This window comes from Sphingobacterium sp. UBA3549, from assembly GCF_002376635.1.
Lineage (GTDB): Bacteria > Bacteroidota > Bacteroidia > Sphingobacteriales > Sphingobacteriaceae > Sphingobacterium.
This window is the reverse complement of the sequence record NZ_DFOE01000038.1, coordinates 40,374-62,466: the sequence shown is the minus strand read 5'-3', so window position 1 is coordinate 62,466 and position 22,093 is coordinate 40,374. Positions and strand designations below refer to the sequence as shown.

At 41.0% G+C, this 22,093-nt stretch carries 14 protein-coding genes; 4 read left to right on the top strand and 10 right to left on the bottom strand.

Translation table 11 applies throughout. The features are described 5' to 3' along the window. The first annotated feature begins 122 nt into the window (after positions 1–122). On the top strand, positions 123–620 hold the full coding sequence (locus B2W36_RS21390; protein WP_293889497.1) for a DinB family protein: 498 nt from the start codon (positions 123–125) through the stop codon (positions 618–620). Positions 621–728: 108 nt separating this feature from the next. Here B2W36_RS21390 and B2W36_RS21385 read toward each other — a convergent pair whose 3' ends face one another. From B2W36_RS21385 to B2W36_RS21350, 8 genes are all read right to left on the bottom strand, one after another. Further along, on the bottom strand, positions 729–2,780 hold the full coding sequence (locus B2W36_RS21385) for a M48 family metallopeptidase (RefSeq protein ID WP_293889496.1): 2,052 nt from the start codon (positions 2,778–2,780) through the stop codon (positions 729–731). Between the two features lie 150 nt (positions 2,781–2,930). Further along, positions 2,931–3,857, bottom strand: coding sequence for a 2-hydroxyacid dehydrogenase (locus B2W36_RS21380; protein ID WP_293889495.1), 927 nt, complete (start codon positions 3,855–3,857; stop codon positions 2,931–2,933). Positions 3,858–3,985: 128 nt separating this feature from the next. After that, positions 3,986–5,698, bottom strand: a complete 1,713-nt coding sequence (locus tag B2W36_RS21375; protein WP_293889494.1) for a RagB/SusD family nutrient uptake outer membrane protein — start codon at positions 5,696–5,698, stop codon at positions 3,986–3,988. A 39-nt stretch (positions 5,699–5,737) separates the two neighbouring features. Beyond that, positions 5,738–8,746, bottom strand: a complete 3,009-nt coding sequence (locus tag B2W36_RS21370) for a SusC/RagA family TonB-linked outer membrane protein (RefSeq protein WP_293889493.1) — start codon at positions 8,744–8,746, stop codon at positions 5,738–5,740. 461 nt (positions 8,747–9,207) lie between these two features. Next, the gene (locus B2W36_RS21365; RefSeq protein ID WP_293889492.1) at positions 9,208–11,214 is read right to left on the bottom strand and encodes a DUF2264 domain-containing protein; all 2,007 of its coding nucleotides are present in this window, start codon (positions 11,212–11,214) and stop codon (positions 9,208–9,210) included. A gap of 14 nt (positions 11,215–11,228) precedes the next feature. Then, positions 11,229–12,494 carry a BNR repeat-containing protein gene (locus tag B2W36_RS21360; RefSeq protein ID WP_293889491.1) on the bottom strand — a complete coding sequence of 422 codons (1,266 nt, stop codon included), beginning with the start codon at positions 12,492–12,494 and terminating at the stop codon, positions 11,229–11,231. A gap of 86 nt (positions 12,495–12,580) precedes the next feature. Continuing rightward, positions 12,581–13,828 carry a DUF2264 domain-containing protein gene (locus B2W36_RS21355; RefSeq protein WP_293889490.1) on the bottom strand — a complete coding sequence of 416 codons (1,248 nt, stop codon included), beginning with the start codon at positions 13,826–13,828 and terminating at the stop codon, positions 12,581–12,583. A 7-nt stretch (positions 13,829–13,835) separates the two neighbouring features. Further along, positions 13,836–14,951, bottom strand: a complete 1,116-nt coding sequence (locus B2W36_RS21350; RefSeq protein ID WP_293884787.1) for a glycoside hydrolase family 88 protein — start codon at positions 14,949–14,951, stop codon at positions 13,836–13,838. 377 nt (positions 14,952–15,328) lie between these two features. Between B2W36_RS21350 and B2W36_RS21345 the strand changes: the two genes are divergently transcribed. After that, on the top strand, positions 15,329–19,399 hold the full coding sequence (locus B2W36_RS21345) for a hybrid sensor histidine kinase/response regulator transcription factor (protein WP_293889489.1): 4,071 nt from the start codon (positions 15,329–15,331) through the stop codon (positions 19,397–19,399). Between the two features lie 110 nt (positions 19,400–19,509). Beyond that, a complete protein-coding gene (locus tag B2W36_RS21340; protein WP_293884785.1) occupies positions 19,510–19,899 on the top strand; it encodes a response regulator in 390 nt (129 codons plus the stop codon). 74 nt (positions 19,900–19,973) lie between these two features. Here the strand turns inward: B2W36_RS21340 and B2W36_RS21335 are convergent, their stop codons facing one another. Then, entirely contained in the window at positions 19,974–20,411 is a 438-nt protein-coding gene (locus B2W36_RS21335) for a winged helix-turn-helix transcriptional regulator (protein ID WP_293884784.1), read from the bottom strand. 251 nt (positions 20,412–20,662) lie between these two features. On the opposite strand from B2W36_RS21335, the gene B2W36_RS21330 reads away from it, so the two are divergent. Further along, a complete protein-coding gene (locus tag B2W36_RS21330; RefSeq protein ID WP_209577957.1) occupies positions 20,663–21,346 on the top strand; it encodes a YceI family protein in 684 nt (227 codons plus the stop codon). 61 nt (positions 21,347–21,407) lie between these two features. On the opposite strand, the gene B2W36_RS21325 is transcribed toward B2W36_RS21330, so the two are convergent. After that, positions 21,408–22,085, bottom strand: a complete 678-nt coding sequence (locus tag B2W36_RS21325) for an ATP-binding cassette domain-containing protein (protein ID WP_293884783.1) — start codon at positions 22,083–22,085, stop codon at positions 21,408–21,410. Positions 22,086–22,093: the final 8 nt, after the last annotated feature.

Here is a 22,093-nt window from a genome sequence, read left to right as displayed (position 1 = left end):
AAATCAACAGCGCCCGAACGGGGGCAGCGATTATGCTGACACACTCTTGTCACTCGTTGGAGTTATCTTTGTTCATAACCCAGTGGGAAGTAGGATCAAATTTAAAATCATAATAAAAAAAAATGGATACGTTTCAACAATTAAAAGCAGAGCTAGCGAATGAGTATCAAATTACAAGAAACTTTATCGCACTTTTTCCGGTTGGAAAGAATGAGTATGCACCACATCAGAAAAGTATGAAAATGATGCGTCTGGCAACGCACATAGTCGAGGTTTTTGAATGGCCTAGTACAGTTTTAAAAACCTCAGAACTTGATTTTGCCAAAGTTCCTTACGCCCCTACAAGCCTATCGACATCGGAAGATCTTTTAAAAAAATTGGACGAAGCATATGAAGCTGGGATAAATGCCTTAGAAAAAGCGCAAGAGGAAGATTTGAGTGAAAGCTGGGCAATTAAAAATGACGGCCATGTATTGGCAAGTTGGAGCAAATATGAGGCGATTCGTCACGCATTAAATCAGATTACACATCACAGGGCACAATTAGGCGTGTATTATAGGCTCAACGATATTCCTTTACCAGCGAGTTATGGACCCTCTGCGGATTCGCAGAATCTATAGGCCAAAAGTGCGTTGACCCAACCTACACTTTTGAAGGAAAGTGTAGGTTTTCTTCAAAAATTCCAGTCTTCAAGCGGATCATTACACCCCAACTAAAACCATCCTATCTTATCCCTTATTTTCTTCCAGCACAAGCATAAAATCTAACAAGCACTTTTTCTTCGCAAAATGATTATCTTCCAACAAATTCTTGTACATGGAAATGGCATTCAACAGGATTTTTAAATTCTCCTCATTATAGCGATCTACATAAAAATATAACTGTTCACTGTTTGTATAGCTAACTAAGGAATCGAACAAACCCTGTTCTAAGTTGTTTTTGCTATCAGGAAGTTCGAGTAATACCGCAAGATGCTTCTTAAATTTCTCTTCACTTCTTTTAAGATCGCTTATTTTAGATTCAATATCGGAAAAAGGAAGCGTCTGATATAAAAAGGCAGTGTTCTTTACCATCTCATTATATTGGATTTCTCCAGCTTCGTAATCGCTATTAAACGCAACAAAGTCCTCATATTTTTCATCAAATTCTGAGCGTTTTCCCTGAACATCCGCGAGCTGTTGAAAGTAATAGAGAATCTCCTGATGATAATCTGCAATTTTCTGTTCCATACTACTGATGTCAGCCGTAATATTTTGGAGTAATACGATTGCATCTGAGACTTTATATTTTTTACCATCATAATCGAACGTTTTTACCTTTATTTCACCCTTACTAATTGCTTCAACTACATATTGATCATTTTTCAGACTATTGAGTTCATAAAGCGCTTCAACTCTATTTTCGGCAAATAGTTCTTTAAACGATGGTTGGATCTGCTTTTGGGATAGCGGGGACGCACCACTTCGTACGGGATGAGTATAGTCGTAAAAGTCATTGAATTTCTGATCAAACGCGTACCGATCTATCCGCTTCTCAAAATCCTCCGTAAATTCGGTTAAGGCTAAAGGTGATGGTATCTGCTCATACTGGATCGCCGAGAATAATTTATCAGAGATTTGATTAGCCACTGCAGCATCATTAGAAAGCAACGCAATAGCTGGCTCATTGTTGGTCTCCTGTTTTACAATATTGAGTGTCTGTAATGCTTTTACCCGATCTTCATCCGAAGGATGGGATGACCATTGGTTTTCAAGATTTAATTTTGATTTATCATACTTTTTTAATGTTGCCATTTCAATCTGTGGCAGACCGTTCCGCATCTGATACCTATTCCTTTCCGCAAACATCTGCATGACACAGCTGTGCTCGGGATAAATGTTATTGCTCTTTATATTTTCAGAAAATTTGATATCATAAAAGTTGAGCACAACTGTCAGTGCATGATTGGCAAAACTCAATCTCAATAGGGAATCGGCCAATGCCTGAGACCCTGCCACATGTGCAGCTATTTCATCTGCATGGAATTCCATCTCTCTAGATAATGCCAAATAATTGATATTGACATATTCATAAAGATGCTTCAAGATGTTCTGAATCTGTCGAATGATAAAAACAGATATGCCAATAAAAATACCCGAGTATCCACTGATATTCCCCCATTTTTCAAACATACTATTAAGCGATTCATTCTTATAAAGCATATTGTAAATGATTTGATTGACATGATAGACATAACTTCCAACTTTCATGCTTCTCTGTGAAAAGTGGCCAAATTCATGGGCAAGAATAGCCTTCAATTCCTGTTGCGTAACGGCATTGACCAATCCTACGCCAATCTGCAGGTTTTTGCGAATAGGCAAAAACATACTCCAGAAACTAGAGTCATAAAAAACAGAAGCATTCACATCATGCGCCAAAAACACCTTCTTCGGAAAGCTGGTGTGAACCTCTTTTACCACCGTATGAATGAGTGCAAATAATTGTGGTTCGTCGTGTTCAGCTATCTGCGTGAGATGCCCCGTATCCACTTTTGTCGACGCAAAAATAAATTTTAGTAAAAAGTAGAGTATAGTCAAACCTGAAGCGAATAGTCCCAAACATAATACTGCAGTTAAAAATATAGGTTTGGCAATAAAAATCAATCCCCCCAATAAGGTAAAACCAACCGTTATACCTATTGACAATAGCAAAAGGGCAATATAGCAGACGGCAAAAACGACAATAGATAAGATTGTTTTGCGCGCATGTTTTCTAAAGTTTGTAGATACTTGTACGTTCATAAATTGTTAATAGTGCAAGGTTAATTAACTATATAAATATAAAAAATAAAATCCATTTGCCTATTAAATCATCAGAAATCAGATCGCCCATGTATTCCACCAAATCTCGACCAAGCTTGCTATCGCAGAACTTGCTTAAAGCTCAAATTTCTAATAACCTTTTTCCAAAGAAACTTCATTGAGCAAAGGTCGCCCATCAGCCATTCTGCAATAATTATCCACCACCTGTAAGACTGACGAGCCTATATTTGTTCTACTCGCAACATGTGGGGTTATAATAATAGCGGGGCAGTCCCAAAACGGATGATCTTGCGGCAATGGCTCTTGATGAAATACATCAAGATAAGCTTCAGCAATGTTTTTCTCGGCAATTGCATGCAACAAGTCATTCTCCACGAGATGGTCACCTCGGCCAACATTTACAAGGACAGTTCCTTTGGCGCACAAATTAAAAAGATTACGATCCAAAATACCGTGAGTAGCATCGGTTAATGGTAAAATATTGACGATAAAATCCGCATTTTCTACCGCCAAACCCAGTCCTGCCGCTCCTGTAAGCGACGTTACTCCGGGAAAATCCTTTGTAGAGTTTGACCACCCTTTCACCTGGAAACCCAACCGCAACAACTGCTCAGCCACATACCCCCCAATCTCACCTAATCCTAATACCGTTATAGTAGTTTCTCCAATTGATTTATACAACAAGGGACGCCAATGTTTATTTTCTTTTTCATCTATATATGTCGAAAAGTTCTTCATCGAATGCATTACACAGGTCAAAACATGCTCAAACATATCGCTTTTCAACATGGGATCAATAATCCGACAAATATGGAGATGAGATGGAATATTTTGGGGGAATAGGTGATCTATTCCGGCACCCCCAGACTGTATAACTTTTAGATTGGGAAAATAAGTATAATAATCCGCCTCAGGCTTCCAGCAAAGAGCAAATTCAACCTCGCTATAATTTTCAATATCAGGGAAGATCTCCACTTTCACTTCCGGCAAATACGTATTGATTTCGACCTTCCATTCCTCAGCCCTGCTTCGATTGAGGATTAACGCTATACTCATATCTTTTTTGTTTATACGAAAATAGCATTAATCCTAAAAAAAGCAATGGGCTGATTCTCTAATCAGCCCATTGCCTGCAAATAGGGGCTTTCACCCCCCACAATAAACGTTTAATCCGCAAAAAAATACTATTTATAACCTATATTTTGTTTCAGGTTGTCACCGTCTTTATTGTTCAGCTGAATTTCACTTAAGGGAATAGGTAACAAAGCGTTATAATCTTGAAAACCAGTTGTTATCTTATTTGCAGGTCCTGCATCCCCATTGCGTAAAATCCGCTCTTTCAATTTATTGGTTCGAACTAAAGTCATCCGACGGTTCTCTTCTGAAATCAGTTCTCTGGCGCGTTCATCTAAGATAAAATCTACCGTTAGATCACTTGAGGCCACTTTGCCTAACTGATTATTACCAGACTCCGCACGTGCTGCTTTAAATGAGCGATCACGCAGCTTATTGATATCCTCTGCGGCACCGGCTGCATTTCCCTGCCGCAACCGAGCTTCTGCACGCAGCAAATAGGTTTCCCCAAATCTCATGACTGGCCAATCTTTCACCAGCGCATAGCCAAAATCATCGAGTGGATCATAACCACCCCATTTGGTTGGAAATGGATACCAGACTTCCAAACTATCGGTACGGAAAGGAACGACCTTATCTCCGGTTTTGATGACGATGTTTTTAGTTCCTGCACCTTTTGCAACCCGATAACCATCCGCATCAACACCAATTTCTGCAGTAAAATTTGGACGATTATAATTGGTTGTCCTCCGTATATTAAAATTGCTATTGCGGATATCGCCTTTCAGCCCTTTCCATACCGTATATTTCATAAAATTACTCAATCGTAAACGGCCATTTCCTCTACCACCCAGCGAATCAGCATTGACCATACCATCCCATTTATGGTAAGCCGGCTGCCATACCCTGCGTTGTTGTGGACTATCGGTCGTGCCGCCATTAACTTCACGATTATACTCCAACTCAAAAGTCCAGATGGCCTCGGTGTTTCCCTGCCTGCGTCGCATATTTCCCTGACGAAACATATCCCTAAAGTAATCACCACCTTCGGCCAGGTATTTTCCATAACGTGCCTCAATCAACTTATAGTTACCACCATTGATAATAGCGGTTGCCATCGTTTCAGCTTGTGCGAAATAGCTTGCGTCACGCATACCAATACGTAAAAAAGCTTCTGCAGCGAGCTGTCTCGCCATATCCTTATTAATTCGGCTAGCTGTACTCGCTGTAGCAAGATCAGGAAGTTCTTTAACCGCATAATTCAAATCATCGGCGATAACCTTGTCAATTTCAGCAACAGCGGTTCGTGTATAATTAAATGAAGGCACTTTAATGGAGCTGGTCAACAGAGGTACATCTCCCCACAATGTAACCAGCATATTATAGGCGTATGCGCGAAAAAATCGTGCTTCAGCGGCGGCCTTCGGATTGCTATCGCCTACTCCGTCAATGATGAGGTTGGCATTATTAATAAATGCATAGCATTTTTCCCACAAGAAACTTACGCCTCCATTTTCTGAATTGAGATCGGCATATTGATAAAAAGGATTCTCAACGCCCTCTGTCGATCCAGCACTCGTAATATCTGTCCCGATCTGCCAACAGGAAAGAAATCCTTGCCTGCCACTGTAGCCCCAAAGCTGGGCAAAGTTATAATGTAAACCCAGCAACCTGTTCTCCACTGTCGTCGGATCAACATTCGTTGCATCGAAATTAGAATATGGTTTCTCGTCCAAATAGCCTTTACCACAAGAGCTGGCTCCTACGGATAACAAAGCCAATATGGAAAATAAGGTGGTATAATTGTTAATCGTCTTTTTCATGTGTATGTAATTGATTTTTGAAAAATAAATGTCTAAGCATTAAAAATTAAGGTTAATGCCTAAAACATACGTCCTCACCATTGGATAGTTGATATTGTCATCTGTAGAACCTCGTCCGATATCCCGAGCCTCCGGATCCCAGCCCAGCCAATTGGTCCAGGTATACAGATTTCGACCGCTCGCATATACTGTCAGCCCCTGAACACCAATTTTTTCCACAAGTGGTTGTGGCATTGTATAACTTAAGGTTACATCTTTCAAACGGGTGAAACTTGCGTTAGAAGGGAAGCCATATCCATGAACATTGGAATGATTCCCCAGCGAACGCCATTCATTACTTTTGTTTTCCGGCGTCCAATATCCGAGGGCCGCAGGTGTGCTTCGACGTCCCATCTCGTCCGAGGCGGCGCCTATTTGTGGATTATTACGCAATGCACCTTGGACAGTATTGATAAAAACATTTAAGGTGAATGCTTTATAAGTGAACGTATTGGTTAAACCCGCAGTCCATTTCGGTGCTGTCTGCCCAAGAACAGACCGGTCACCGTCATCAATCTTTCCATCGGCATTTAGATCGGCCAATTTAAGGTCGCCCGCTTGCGCAGCATCATCCCACCCCTTGTTCACTCCAGATGCAATCTCATCCGCCTGCCAGATACCCACTTTCGTATAATCATAGATGACTCCTATGGGCTGTCCAATAAACCACCTATTGCCCAAATCCTCTTTCCCGTTGCCATATACTTCCGTGATCTTATTTTTATTACGGGAAAAAACCAGTGTACTCGACCAGTTAAATTGATCCTTTACAATATTTTTGGTATTTAAAGTCAGATCAACACCTGTGTTCTGCATCTTGCCCATATTGGAAAATACATCCGCAAATCCAGTTAACTTTGGTAAAAGCTGTTTTAATAGCATATCGTAAGTATTGGATTTGTATACGTCAATACTACCTGAGACCCGATTATTGAATAATCCAAAGTCAACCCCTGTATTGAAGCCCTTTGTTTTTTCCCATTGCAGATTATCATTACCCATCAAGGTTCGGATCGTTAAGGCCGTATTTGACAAGCCATTCATCGCTATAGGATACGAATTCATTAAAAACTGAGTCTGATAAATATCGATTGCCTCATTACCCGAGAGACCATAAGAAATACGCCATTTTAAATTATTGACAATCTGTTTGGCATTTTGCATAAAGGATTCGTTATGCAAATTCCACGCTGCTGCTGCGGATGGAAAAGTACCATACTTGTTGTTTCTGCCAAAAACGGATGCACCATCCCGTCGAACGGTCAAGGTCAGCATATAACGACTATCATACGCATAATTTAAACGGCCCATTTGTGATATTGAACGATATAAATCTGCCTTCGAAGAAACCTTTTGTGTTGACGCCGCACCCAGATTTCCCCAACCAAGTGCATCATTGGGAAATATCTCGCCCGTTGCAATTGCCTGTTGCCAATATTTGCTTTTTGCCGCATATAGTCCAGTGAAGTCAATATGGTGCTTACCAAAGTTCTTGGTGTAGGTCAATATATTTTCTAAGGTATAAGTCTGTGTTTCATTATTGGTTATGCGTCCAAGACCAGCAAAATTATATACCGACTCACCTTCGTATTCATTGTTTCTAACCGGCACAAAGGAATAACCTGCATTCAACTTATATTTCAACCCTGCTAATGGCTTGTACAATTCACCAAAATTCAAATCGGCATAGCCGTTCAGGCTAATGTTAAATTGCCGGCGCTGTGGATCTAAAGTTGTTGGCAACAAAGGATTGGACCACAGTTGCTCAGAATACATCGGGTATTGTGTTAAAGAGCCATCCTCATTATACATTCTCGCGTAGGGACTCATTGCCGCAGCTTGCAACAAATTAGCCCGGCCGCCATCTCTATTGTGTGCAACGATAAAGGAGGACGTACCCACCGAAAGGTATTTGGTGGCCTTAAAATCGGTATTTGTTCGGAACGAGTAACGCTTGTAATTGTAACCCAACAAAACTCCTTTTTCATTTAAATAATCGCCCGACACAAAATATTTGGCATTTTCACTACCGCCCGATAAACTGACGTTGTGGTTTTGTATGACGCCAGTCTGCATCACCGCATCCAGCCAATCCGTCGTTACGCCATTTTTATAATTTTCATACTCGTATTGATTGCGCACCGGACCGCCATTGTACAAACTCGTGTTGGTGATACGGGCATATTCCGCATAACGCTTTAACAGTTCCTCGCCAGAAACAGGTTCGAGGATGTGCGCTATATTTTCTACCCCGCCATAGCCACTGTACCGAATGGACGGTTTACCGGTTGTTCCTCTCTTTGTAGTAATCAATATCACACCGTTCGAACCATTTACACCATAAATAGCCACAGCGGAAGGATCTTTCAGGATTTCGACAGATTCAATATCATTGGGATTGATGTCATTAATAGAGCCATCCGTACGAGACAATGGTATTCCATCTACCACAATGTAAGGTTGGGAATTTGCATTAATTGAGTTTCTTCCTCTTACCTGCACCGAAGGCGCATCACCAGGAATTGATGATACCTGGGATACCGTCACGTTAGACACCGCACCCTGAATGGCCTGCATGACGTTGTTCACAGGGATCTTTGATAGACGGTCTTTAGGAACTGAAGCGACCGAACCGGTTATATCCGATCGTTTCTGACTACCATAGCCCACCACCACAAGCTCTTCCAGAACATTTTCTGCAGGTACAAGTGCAACGTCCAGATTGGCCTGCTGCCCTATGGTGATTTGCTTCTCCTTAAAACCAACGGAGGTGATGATCAAGGTGCTACCTGGGGATGCCTGAATTGAAAAATTCCCCTGTCCATTAGTTTGCACAGTTTCCGCACCGCCTTTTACGCGAATCGTAACACCTGCAATTCCCTTGCCCGAGGTATCTTTAACAACCCCTTTCACATTTGCACTTTGCCCGTAACTGGACAGGGCTATCAGAAAAAGGCTGTTCAATAAAATGCCCTTTTTTGAATATCGGTTATAATAATGTTTTAACATAATTTATTAATAAATGATTTGGTTAGTTTTTCATATTCTACGTGCTTCTGGAATCAACCCAGCAATGCCAGAATGTCCAATGGATACTCTTCTCAAGTTGAATTCATAGCCTGTCGTTTACAATTGGTGTCCTTGTTTCCTGCGAAAAATAGTGCGCTAACTTTTGAAAGAAACAAGTGAATAATTCGTCCAACATTGTTTTGGACCCAAGACAAAAGTAGCTCTGAAGCGAGATTTTGGTGTTTGATTTTAGTTCAATTGAGTTGAAATTCGCTTCAAAATGCTGAAAAATCGACATTCAACAACGATAAACCAATTCAATTACGATGCGATAGCCTAATCAGCCAGGCTTAAAAAGCCACGGCAATCGGAAACACAGGCGATAAGAGTGGCCTTATTAGACCATAAAAAAAGGTTGCCATTTTTTTGGCAACCCTTTTACACTTTATAACTACTGTTTGTTAAATGCGCGTAGGAAAGATGTAGTTCTCTCCGTTACGCCAGCGAATCTCCACTTTCTTATCCGTTGCTTTCACTTGCGGAAAAAGCTCTTCATTTGTCCATTTTTCTCCCGATTTCTTCCACAGCTGCAAGGTGACATACCATTGTCCTAGCGGCTTTTTTCCACCTACAAAACAATTCAATACAGCACTCTCTTGCGCTACAGGATGAAGTCCTCGGCAACTTAAGCTTTCCATTCCCTCCCAACCCATGAGCCTTACCATAGCCAATTGGTATTGCCCATTATCTAAAATCATCGCCTCATTACCGTTATACTCCATTTTTTCTGAATGGATAGGATGATCCTTCCATTTTGGGAGGGCATAATGCCCCAGCCGCAAGGCCAAAGGCTTTTCGGAAAGTAATTGATCACATCTCAAAATTCCATTTGCTATTGTCCGTTCTGCCAAGAATAGATGTATACTCGTGTCCGAAGCCAAGGTCGCCGTACGGCGATAAACTCCCTCCTCGTACCCGATAAATTGATACATCCGAAGTGATTCCCACTTGGCAGGTTGGGTCTGAAAAGTATAATTCATTGAAATTTCCCCGTTCTTCCCATCGGCCTGCCAAGGAAAAGCACTATTATAGGAAAGCTTATTGTAATTTTCCGTCCCTTGATAGTAGCCGATGTCCCTACTGGTATTCCAAGATCGGATTTCGGAGGCACCGATGCTATTATAATCAGTGATCAACATTTGTGCCCCCTCTATATAGGTATTCAGCACCTTCGCATTTGGAATCTGACGATTCCAGGCACCCTGATTTTCTGAAGCAGTCCAAAAACTGCTATTTTCCGGAACCAATAGACCTAAAAAGAATTTCCCCAGCCAATATGCACTTCCCCGGCAACTATACTCCTGTACCGCAGGATCAAAAGCGCCATAAAAGCCTAGGTTGGGAATACCATCCGAAAGAAAATCGGGATGCTCTAAAAATTGCAACAAAGTACCCGAAGCAATTCTCCGCATCCAACCGTAATTGATGGAAGGATCATCCAATAACCCCAATAATGGAAAGGGTACTGCGGCCCCCATACGATACGAAATACTACGGCCCCACATAATCATTTCACCATTACGGCTAAATAAATAGGGATAACTTTTCACCACATCATGCAAATTCGATTTGAATTTTGCAGCAAGTTCAGGGTACATCGTCGCACCATAATTAGCGGCCCAAAGCGATCCATACAGCTGAAAAGCCCACATACTGTAGTAATCGTAGTAAGGACTGTCATTATACCAGCCGTCGCTCCTATAATCTTGAAGACATTTGTCCAATAAATCCTTCAGGTAATCCTCCCGAACGGGGTAACCTCTACTTTTAAAAAAGCTTAAAATCATAATATTGAAAAATCGCCAATTCATCTGTATCGTTGGTCCATTACCATAACTCAGCATGGTTTGTGCGAGTTCATTTTTAGTATGTTGTGGCAACGGATCCCAAAGCACTTCAGGCGCTGCCATTAGCGCCACAGCCAAACCTCCAAATTCGACCAGCTTTTGACTCGGCCCGCCTTTTTCTGGAAGTGGGGCAATATAGCTTTCGGAGCCCTTATGTAATAGCAGTTCCAGTTGATGCCTATAATAATCTGCTACGCGAATACCTCGGATCTCGTAGTCGGCATTTTTCTTTAAAAGCGGCACAGCGATGAAAAGCGTACGGCAAAGCCCCTCTAATCGTTCTGTTTCATTGTGCACGCCATCTCTAGGGTAGCTACGTCCAGGCTGCTTGGGAAATAACATCGGGCTATTTAAGTCGCTAACGACAGAAAATGCCCCTTCCAACAGATAGGATGCAGCATCCATCCAATGTTGGCGTGTTAGTCCAGTGTAAGGACTTTTTTTAAAATCTGGATTTTTCAGTTCGAAAACTGAACTATTCTGGCTCAGAGCAGTTGCTGCGAATCCAAGAAAAACGCAGCTAAACACCAGCAGTCTAAGTAGGCCCTGTTTTATTTTCATGTTGCTTAATGTTATCATTTTCTTCTCCCTTTGTCGCGCCATTCCAGCACTTTTACTGCTGTCGGATCCGTTTCTGCTAACCCCTCCCCATCTTTTTGTACCGTAGCCTGTACGAATAGCGCAATTTTCCGTTTCTTTCGCCACAACTCAGTATCGTAAGTTGGTTCCCACGCTCCTACAGATTCTTGACAAAGATCAGTAATCCTCGGCGATTCTTGCTGCATACCCTGTAACGTCAAAATCGAAGGCCGGCTGCCCCTTTCCTGATCACGAAAGATCAATGTTAATGCAATCTTCTTATCCTTACCCCGAACCAATAGCTGTGGTCTTGCAATAGGAATCTCCTTTGTACCACCACCACTTAAGCTAAATGGGGTTTCTCTAAAATCAAAAGATCGAACCTTCCATTGACCATCCTGTAAATAAATAACTTTATATTGCGGAATGTCCGATGCTGGAGCACGCCAGTAAGTAGCAATGAAAGGATTCCCACTATCGTCAGCAGCGATTGATGTTTGATTGATTAGTTCGTGCCGTTCCGGAATCCGGGCAGCATACTCTGCCGTAGATGCTTTCATGGGCAGGTCATATCTTATTCCGTCGCTTCGCTGCCATGTTAATCCGCCATCCTTTGAACAAGCATAAGCCATATCATGATTGCTCGCTACATTTGGACTTTCACGCCAAACCCAAGAGAGGTGTATCGTTCCGTGGTTATCGACATAACTTTGCCAATAAGCATTTCTCTTTCCCTCCCCATCAATCAAATTGCTATGGATACGTTTCCATTGCTGCTGTTTACTATCGTACGTATTCACCACAAGGTTGCCATTCCCGGATCCACCATCCCGATATAGAAATAACAGCTCACCATTGGGCAGTTTTAAGAATTCAGGATAAGTCACCCGGCTTTCATTGTGACCGACCATAATCTGCTCTTCACCGAGTACAAGACTATTCGGATGGATAGATCGCGCATAGCGCAATCGACTATTATGCTGATCCCAGCACACATGCAGATATCCTTCCTGATCCACCATGATGCTGATCACGTTATGCGCATCTTTGGCATTGCCGGTATAACCTGAGCGACGGAGCTGCCAAAGCTTACCGGATAGTAGGCGTCGCCCTAATACAACATATCCCTGTCCATCGTAATAGGCTATATATTGATATTTGCCGTTGCTGGTTAGGGAATTTTTCCGAAATACAGCGGTGTTGACCGTATTCTTAGCCCATCCGTTTCCGGCTATTGTTTCCTTAATTTCTTGTCCTTGCACTGCACAAAGAATCAAGAGGAATGAAGCGCACAGCATTCCTATTCTACATATTTGAATCCGATATCTTTTCATTCACAGCCACTATCTTAGTGAATAGCTTTACTATAGTCCTTACTCCAATCCTGTCCCGACCAAATTCGCTTGGCACTCCAGTCCTCAACTTCACTTGTCCAGAAAGGATCCTCATCAGACAAGCCTAAAGGCAAGAAAATAACCGAACAGAGATAAGGGCTACCCTGATTATTATACGAATCTGCCAAGCCAGGCTGGCTACCATACAGGCCCAATGTCAACCAGCCATTTTGGTAGGTACCTGGATTTTCTGTTGTCTTTTTCAACACAGCAGACAGCGCACCCCGAACCTGCCCATTGGTCAGTTCTTGAGGAAGTCGTTTCTTGAACGCCATGTCCGCTAAGTGATGAAAGGCTGCAGCACGATAAATTACGGATCTTCCTGTTGGTGGAAAACTACCATCTGCATTGATTAAGCGCTCTTGGATGATGGCATATCGCTCATTACGAAGGCTGATTTTAGCAAACATGCTATCGTAATGTTTGGTCTTCAATTGAATAATGTCCATGATGCCTGCCAAAAAAGGATGAATGACATAACTATTGTAGTAATCAAAAGCATAATGCGGACCATCCATATACATACCATCTCCGACATACCATTGCTCTAACTGCTGCAGGGCATAGTCCACACGCATTACATCCCAATCGGTAGAATATTGAGCTAAAAAAGCTTCGTTCATCGCCGAAAATAGCAGCCAATTCGAATAGGCAGGCCGAAATTGACGCGTTATCTTGATCGATGCAATCAAATTTTTTCTAGTTTGCTCATCAATGTGATCCCACAGCCATGGACTCCGGATAAAACCTAAAGCAATGAAAGATGCATCTACAAGCTGTTGTCCGCCCAGATCAAAACGCATAAAATCTCGCGCATTACTATCTAACGCATTTTTTAGTCCCTGAACAGTCCATGCTCTGTATTGATCGCGGAGCTTTCTTTCTGCTTTGGACCCTCCATCCAATGAAAGCCACGGACCAATACCGGACAATACCCTTCCCAAAACCTCAACGTACTGCACTTTAATCCGATGCGCTCTGTTATCCACCTGCGTGGATGTCATCTGAGGCATATTTAATCGAAGACTGTCATGTGCTAAACTCCTTAATACGGGCCGCAGCATGCGATCCATTTCTTGGAGCCAGAACGTTCTACTTGCCTCATCAGGCACAGTAGACGTTTTTTTTACAGTTTGCCCCTGAACAGATTGACCTGCCCACAGCAAAAGGAAGAAAAATACAACTTGATTTATCATCTTCATACATCACTTATTTTTTATTCAGATAACGGTACATCTCTGTTCCGGCCAATAAGAATGCACCGACACCAAATGGAGCAGTAGAATTCGCATCCACAACCTGTCCGGGAATAGCTTTCTCACCGATAGGCTGTACATATCCAATTCTTCCGTCAGCTTGGAGTGAAATTTCACTGAGGTAGTTCCATCCCTTAAGCGCCGCTTTAGAAAACTTCGGATCAATAAGTATTCCCTGGTTGAGCCCCCAAAGTAAACCATAGGTAAAAAAAGCTGTACCGCTTGTCTCCCGCCCAGGAGCATGTTCAGGATCTAGCATACTTCGCGTCCAAAACCCTTCCTCTTGCTGGCAGCTCACGATTGCATGTGCCATTTTTTTGAACCTTTCATGGTAATAATGGTAATGCTTATCCGCTTTGGGTAAATCTTGCAGAACCTTTGCCAAGGCTGCAAACACCCAACCATCACCCCGCGCCCAAAAATCCTTCTTGCCGTGGAGACTCTGGTGTTTGGGATAGACATATTTGGCATCGCGATAATATAAATGCTCATCCTGATCGAACATAATACTATCTGCGTAGCGCAAATAGGTATACATTTTATCAAGATAGCGTGGATCTTGCGTCAATTTATACATCTTGGTCATCACCGGCATGACCATATACAAACCATCAGCCCACCACCAATAATCTGTATTGGGTGTATGAATCTGATAGTCCATAACTTCTTTAGCACGCGCTATCTTTTCGGGACTTGGTGAAAAATTATAAAGATCAATATAGGTCTGGAAACAAATCTGCCAATCTCCAAAAAGAACATAATCATCCGTTTCACCATAACTATATTTCCACTCTTGTTTGTTGGTTGATTTCGCACCTTTCCAATCATTGAATTTGGCCCAGTCCTCAGAATATTTCAGATCACTTTTTGAATTGGAAATCTTATAGAATTCCATATTTCCAGTATGGTAAGCTGCCTGATCCCAAAATGCCCAAACTTGTGGCTTGTGATGAGATTGCCAATAATCGTTTGCACTTTTGAGTTGAGAAAGGACAACTTCTTTTTTTAGTTTCTGTCCAAAAGAAAAATGCCCTATAAGTAATAGGCATAAAATAAAGTTGATACGCATGTCTTGAGATTTATAAATTTGATCCCCAACCGGGATAAACAAAGCTACCACAAATCGATTTTGTAGATGTTTGAATAAAGACTAATCATGACCGAAAATGGGATCATTTTGTGTCTAGAAGGTCTAAAAATCGTGTAGAGTAACTTCAGATTCAATAAACGTACAATATACACTTATTTAAAAAACATTTGTATCTTTAATCCATATAAACCTAAAAATTTTCAGTTGGATTCCCGCTATTCGCCCAGTGACACAGCTATCTAGGAGTGAAAGGACATACTGCCAGCCGCTTCGGTCAATGAAGCACAGCAGCTATTGATGGATAAGAATGCTAACTAAACTGGATGTTGAAAGAGGTGGATTAAAAGATTATCAAGATGAGCGCACGTATTCGGCAGATTATTGCATTTTTGCATCTATATCTATCCTTGACTACTGTTGTTTATAGCCAACAGATGGGGCTTGATCCCGTAACAAAAAATTATGAGCTTCCCTCCCTCACGATCAATCAGACGATACAGGATCGGGAGGGATACATCTGGTATGCCTCCACACAGGGTTTAAGTCGTTATGATGCTTATAATATCCTCAATTTTAAATTGAAGGATGCCGCCGGAAAAGCCACCAGTCAACAAGCGATCCGTACGCTTATAGAATTCGAAAATAAACTAATTTTAGGGGGAGAAAAAGGTGTTTATGTTTTAGATAAGCGAAATTATAAGGTTGTCCCACTGAATGATCCACGGGTAGCCAACATTCGCGTCAATACCCTGTTGGTTGACGGTTCAAAACGGCTTTGGATTGGAACAGATGATGGTATTTATATCTATGATAGCACATTGAAGCCTTTGACAAACGCCCAAAGTGCTTCTATTCTAAATAATAGCATGCGAGGCAAAACCGTTAATACGATCTTTCAGGATAGCCAGGCTCGGATTTGGCTGGGTGTCTGGGGAGACGGCTTATTTATGTTAAGTCAGGGTAACAACAAATTAAAGTCTTATCCTAGACTAGGCCAACGCAACAATCCGTTCAAACTCATGGAAGACGACCATGGACAACTATGGATATGCACCTGGGGAGATGGAATTTATTTATTCGACCCGCTGCAGGCGACTAATCCCTACAGAGAAATTGAAATAAAAAATAAGCGCCGACATGGCGGTAAAGAGGATCTTTTCTACAACATTCTTCAGGATCGAAGCCGCCATTATATTTGGGTGTTGTCTTTCTCGGGCATATCGACACTTCAATATCGAAATGGTCAATTACAAGAAATTGATCTTTCGAGCCACTTCAACAACACGACAAATATTTTTAATGATATCTACCAAGATAAACACGGCACATTATGGCTCGCTGTAGGTGGTAAAGGGGTGTTCATGTTTAGCTTTGACAAACCAATCGTTAAAAACTATAGTTTCAAACAGATTAAGGCATTATATAGTATTTCCCCAAATCTAAATATGCTCTATCGCGATCAAACCGGAATCTTTTGGTTCAATCTGGAACGTTTTGGATTTGGTAGCCTATCTCCTAAAACAAATCAGCTCAATACATACAGCAATTCCAATTTCAGGGATCTAATTTCGATCCGTGCTGTTACCTGTGCCACAGATTTTGGACAGGAACTGTGGGTCGGCTCTGCCTATGAAGCTTCGATCAATGTTTTTCAGAAGAAAAACAATACGATCAAATTCTTACGGAAGATCGATTTAGTTCAACAGATCAGACATCAAGGTAAACCTTCATTTTTCTTTACGGATTCGCAAAAACGACTCTGGATTGCAACGACGCAGGGCCTCCTCCTAAAAAAGTCGGAATCGGAACCTATCACGATGATTGCTAAGATAAAGGATCAGCCCGTAGCGATTGCCCAAGGGAAGGGAAACCTTATCTGGATCGCAACCAAAGAAAACGGAATCTATTGTATCGATAACCGCAATTTACAGTCCATAATCAGACACATTGGAAAGGAGACGCCAGGATTACGAACGGATCAGATTGAAACGATGGATGCTGATCGGGCCGGTAATCTGTGGATTGGCACCAAAGATAATAGGTTACTGAATTATCAACTCGCAGGCCAAAAAGTATCAGAAATCGCCAACAGTACATTATTTGAGAAAAACCAACTGCTCGATGTTGTCTGTCTCGATCGCTACACCTGGCTGTCTACGACACGGAATTTATACAAGATCAACCAGGCGAACAAGCATATAAGTGAGTTTTCTACAGCTGACAGCCTCCAAGTCAACATGTTCTCAAAACGGGCTTTTGCTGTAGACAGGAGCTCCAATACCATTTACTTTGGCGGGTACAATGGAATTGTTCAACTGGATGATCACAGCATCTTACCGGATTTTAACGAAAAAGTCCTTATTTCAGATATAAAAATAAACAATAGATCCATTGTTTTGGAATCAGAAAAGGAGCTATTTAGCGATGATATTGCTAGTTTAACACTGAATCCCCAAGACCAAAATATCGAAATATCGTTTTCAGCCCTACCTTTTAGCCAGAAAGGAAAAATACGTTATGCTTATAAATTAGAAGGGGTAGATAAAGAATGGATCTACGCTCCGCGAGATCGTATTTTTGCGACATACAACAATTTAAGTAAAGGAAAGTACAGGTTTTTAGTCAAGTCAACCGATTTGTACAATCAGTGGAATACAGCTTCTACTCAAATTGAAATCATAAAAAAGCCTGCCTTCTATGAGAGCAATTTAGCGTATTTTCTATACGCCTGTGCGTTTACCGGCATTGCTTTCTTTTTTATTAGCTATTCTGTCAAACGTCTTAAATTGAGCGGTGATTTAAAGATAGCGCAGATCGAAAAGGAGAAGACGAAAGAACTTGCGCAGTCCAAGCTCAGTTATTTTACCAATATTTCACACGACCTGCTGACGCCTCTTACAATTATCTCTTGTTTAGTTGACGATGTGCAGATGACTACAAAGAATAATTTGGAACAATTCGATAAAATGCGTCTTAACCTCAGTCGTCTAAAACGGCTGCTCCAACAAATCCTAGACTTCCGAAGAATGGAAAATAACAGCATGAAACTGCAAATCAGCGCGTCTAATTTCCCTTCTTTTGTTACCCAATTGGGTGACATGCATTTTGGCCCCATTGCCAAAAAGAAAAAAATCGACTTTGAAATTCAGCATGGAGACTGTCCTGAAATCCTTTTCTATGACGTTGACAAAATTGACAAAATTTTGTTCAATCTCTTATCCAATGCATTTAAATATACGGAGCAAGGTGGAAAGATTACACTCTCCTATCATGTAGAGGAAAGCATGGGCTGCAACAGACTATTCATCTATGTTCGCGATACTGGTATAGGAATTTATCCTGAAGACATGGAGAAAATTTTCACAGCTTTCTACACCAATACGTCCACAAAACATCTTGAAAGTAATGGTATAGGACTATCCGTGACCAAACAGCTGATAGAGGCGCATCATGGCAAAATTCATGTAGAAAGCCAACGCCATATCGGAAGTAACTTCCAAATCACGGTTCCGGTAGATAAATTGTATTACCATAACCAAGGGATCGCTGTCATGGAACAACCCTTTGTTGAAGAAATTAAGGCTACCATTATGGAATCGAATACCGTTGATGATAGCACACCCAAAAATGCAACACAATCCAAGCTCAACCTCCTGTTGGTGGAAGACAATGAAGAACTTCGTTCGACTATGGCGCGAATTTTAGCTCAAAATTATCAGGTACATATTGCGCACAATGGACTAAAAGGTCTGGAAGTGCTCGAACATACTGAAATAGATATCATTGTGAGCGATATTATGATGCCTGAACTCGATGGACTCCAGTTATGCAAGACGATCAAATCCAATGCAGAGTTCAATCATATCCCTATTTTGCTACTGACTGCCAAAAATAGTATTGAAGATCGTATAGAATGCTATCAAGCTGGCGCAGACGGTTACATTAGTAAGCCTTTTGAGATTAAGGTTCTGGAAGCCAAAATCCAAAGTTTTATTATTAATAAACGTTGTCGTCAACTCGTTTTTCAGCATAACACGCAAATTAATATTTCGACACTCGATCATACACCTTTAGATGAAAAATTTGTTCAGAAGATGATTCAAGTTGTCGAAGAACATCTTGCCGACGATCAATTTGACGTGATCAAGCTGGGAGATATATTGGGCCTATCCAAATCAACGCTATATCGAAAGACCAAAGTCCTGCTGAATGTATCTCCCAGTGAATTTATTAAAAATATACGGCTAAAACATGCGTGTCAGATCATGGAAAAAGACCGATCCATTGCTGTTAGTGAAGTCGCCTTTGAAACAGGCTTCTCAGATCCCCGCTATTTTGCCACCTGCTTTAAAGCAGCATTTGGGCTAACTCCAAGTGAATTTCAAAAAAATGCAGCAGCAAAATGGGCAACCTTAGAATCGCTTTAAGTTACAAATTATGCTAAAATACGCATTTCTACTTATTCGAATCGGTATTTTACCCTATGCTTTCCCTAACGCTTTTTATTTAATTTAGCACCACTTTTTTAAGCGATACCATGGGAAGCAAAACTATACTGATGTTGGACGATGATAAGCATGTCCTTGAAATATGTACAATAATTCTTGAAACAAATGGTTATAATATAGCCGTTTCACAAACCTCTCATGACATCATTGAAAAAGTGGAGGAAGTACGTCCAGATTTAATTCTGATGGACAATTGGATTCCAAAAATAGGCGGTGTTGAAGCCACCAGGCTACTCAAAAATCATCCTTTATATCGAGATATCCCGGTGATTTATCTATCTGCAAATACCGATATTGAAACGCTTGCACAGCGGGCTGGAGCCGATAGCTACCTTGCCAAGCCTTTCGATCTAGAAGACCTAGAAAATCGCATAGCTGAACTGCTTGAAAACCCTTCCCCGCTTAGAACATGCCTGTAGACTTTAGTATGCGCTTATCCGGCAGCAGTTTTCTTTAAAAAAGCACATTTCTATCGCGGTTTTGATTTCAAGCACTAAATTTCAGACACAACATCCTCCTGTTTTGTGTGCAGCTTGCTGCGGTAGGTAATCCCCCATTTGGCAATTTCGTCGATGATGGGTCCCAAAGTTTTACCACATTCAGTCAATTCGTATTCAACAGTCAAAGGCTTTGTGTTGAGCACCGTTCTTCTGATCAATTGATTCATTTCCAGATCCTGAAGTTCCTTAGATAACATTTTGGCTCCAATCCCATCTACTTCGCGCAATAGTTCCATAAAACGTAATTTCTCCACTAACAATAATGTACCGATGATATGGAATTTCCATTTTCCTGCCAAAATTTCCATGCTATCATTGATGGCTAACATGCGCGTTTTACATACACCCGACGACGTTAAAGTTGCTTCCTTTTTCATTTCACTATTTTTTATTCTTCTATTGCCGGCCGCCAGTGGTATTTTTAATTCCATAGACGATCATTCTTAGATCAGTTGACTAGAGCGTCTCCGTTTCGTTGACCTAAATTTCCAACAAAAATACAGATTTATAAAGTGATAAGGCACTATCTTTTTGGAAAGTAGTTTCCTTAAGGAAACTAATACCAAAAATAAACTATCTATATTCTACCTTTGTACCAGCAGCATCAAAAGCTCAGATTGGCAGCGTTGATGCTGTCAAAGTTTAAATCGTATATAACATATAACAATAAAACGATAAAAAAATGAAAAAGCAATTAATTTCGGGTTTAGCCCTTATCCTCTTGTTGGCTTCTTGTCAAAACACAAATGGTGATAAAGCAACAACAACAACTGCACAGGAAGTAACTGAACAAAAAGGACAAACTTACACTGTTGAAGCAGATAAAAGTTCGTTGAAATGGACTGGATACCACAAAGGTGGTTTAAATCCAAGATATGGTGTTCTGAAAAGCGAGGGTACGCTATCCGTCGAAAATAATGCTGTCACCGGTGGTACTTTCACCATCGATGTGAATTCTATTCTTACCGATTCTGCTTCGGTGGATCCTACAACTTCAGGTGGTAAAAAATCATCAGATTTGGATGCGCATTTAAAAAGTGCTGATTTCTTTGACGTAGCCAAATATCCAACTGCGAAATTTGAAATCACCAAAGTCGGTCCATTCGATGCGGCACAAGGAAAAAGTGTTGTTGCTGACGCAACAAATACAGTTAGTGGTAATTTGACGATCAAAGATAAAACGGTGAATGTAACGTTCCCTGCAAAAATTACCTTCAATGGTGACGAGGTAACATTCTACTCTAAATTTACGATCCAAAGACAAGATTGGGGACTTACTTACGGTACAGAAGGTAACCCACAAGATTGGATGATTGCACAAAACGTTGACATCGAGCTTAATGTTACCGCAAAAAATGCTAAATAATTTTTTATAGCAATAAGTCATTCATGGCATCAAATAGATTAATCTAGTATAACTTACCTGATTAATCTATTTGTTTTATATACCCTTCAAATACGAGATCCTCCTGATTCGAGACATGGATCAAATGGGAGTCCTTTAGGAGATATAAGCGATCGCTTACATCCATTACTTGCCTAAAATAGTGGTCAGCTATCAATATTCCTTTGCGATGCCTGACACGTTCAATGTGCGCGCTAATCACCTCAATAAAAATAGGACTAAGTCCGACAAAGGGTTCATCAAGTAAAACAAAAGAATGTTTGGTATGCAATAGTATTAAAGTTTCAATAAAGCGGATCATTCCTAACGAGAGGTTACCCAGATGCCTATTTAAATTTTCATGAATAAATGAAAGTTCCAGTAAATGAGAATCATCTATTTCAAAAAAACGAATTGCTTCAGAAAGCCGCAATTCTCGAGGTAAGAAGCCTTCTTGGGGCAGATATACAATCTCCTTCGTTCGGTATCCCTTTTCAAATTTTACACCTTGGCAACGCATAAATGCAAAATCAGGTTTGGTCTCTCCAAATATGATTTTCATTAGCGTAGACTTTCCGCTTCCATTTTTTCCCAATATTCCAATCACCTCGTTTGGTCCAAAAGTCAAAAAAAGATTTGAAATGATCTTTCTTCCACCGCGGCTAAACGATAGACTATCTAGGTATAAATTGCGATCATAAAGCATTTCAATATCAGACATAGTATTAT